This window comes from Arhodomonas sp. KWT, from assembly GCF_010993615.1.
Map to the genome: position 1 here is coordinate 1 of NZ_WNXE01000491.1, position 1,219 is coordinate 1,219.

General features: G+C 67.2%; 1 protein-coding gene. It reads right to left on the bottom strand.

Annotated features, from left to right (window positions below; all coding sequences use genetic code 11):
* Positions 1 to 25: 25 nt before the first annotated feature.
* On the bottom strand, positions 26 to 1,219 hold a 1,194-nt coding region (locus G7A99_RS20150), incomplete at its 5' end, for an alpha/beta hydrolase (protein ID WP_163143605.1).

Below are 1,219 nucleotides of genomic sequence, written 5' to 3' on the forward strand. Positions count from 1 at the left end.
GTGGTGGACGGGCTGATCATGCCGGTCAGCTCATGTGGACGTACGTGCCCGGGGCGTCGGGCAGCGAGGTCCCGCGGTCACGGCCACGCTCGGGGGGACGGGCCGGCACCGTGGCGCCGGAGTGGCGCGCGAGCCATTCGGCCCAAGCGGGCCACCAGGAACCGTCGACCGGGGCGAGGGAAGCCTGCCACTCATCCGGGTCCAGGTACGGGTCGCCCTCGGTGCGCGTGCCGATCCGGAAGTGCCGGTGTGGATGACCGGGCTCGCTGATCACGCCGGCGTTGTGGCCGCCGTTGGTAAGCACGAAGGTAACGGCCGTGTCGGTGAGCAGCTTGATCTTGTACACCGAGCGCCACGGTGCGACATGGTCGGTCTCCGTGCCAACGGCGAAGACGGGGACGTGGATGTCCGTCAGTGCGATGGGCTGGTCGTCGACCCGGTATCGGCCCTCGGCGAGGTCGTTGGCGAGAAAGAGCCGGTGCAGGTACTCGGAGTGCATTCGGAATGGCAGCCGGGTGCTGTCGGCATTCCAGGCCATCAGGTCCGTGATCGTCTCCTCACGCCCCAGCAGGTAGCTGCGGGTCATGCGCGACCAGATCAGGTCGTTGGCACGCAGGAGCTGGAATGCCGCGACCATCTGCTTGGGATCGAGGTAGCCCTGATCCCACATCACGTCGTCCAGGTAGGCCACCTGAGCCGGGTCGATGAACAGCATCAGCTCACCGGCCTCGCTGAAGTCCGTCTGCGCGGCGAACAGGGTCATGCTCGCCACCTGGCGCTGTGCCTCGCCCCGCAGGGCGGCGAGCGCGATTGCGAGCAGCGTGCCTCCAAGGCAGTAGCCCACCGTGTGTACGGGTACGTCGGGGATCAGCCGGCGCACGACGGACAGGGCCCGGTAGAAGCCGCGATCCAGGTAATCGGCGAGGCCGATGTCACGGTCGTCCTCGCCGGGGTTCACCCAGGAGATCATGAACACGGTGTGCCCCTGTGCCACCAGGTAACGGACCAGGGAGTTCTCCGGGGAGAGATCAAGGATGTAGTACTTCATGATCCACGCCGGGGTGATCAGTACCGGCTCCGCGTACACCTCGGTGGTGGCGGGGGTGTACTGGATAAGCTCCATCAGCCCGTTGCGGTAGACGACGTTGCCGGGGGTGACCGCGACGTCCTGCCCGACCACGAAATCCGCCGGTGGCGGCGGGGGCATGCCGGACATCAG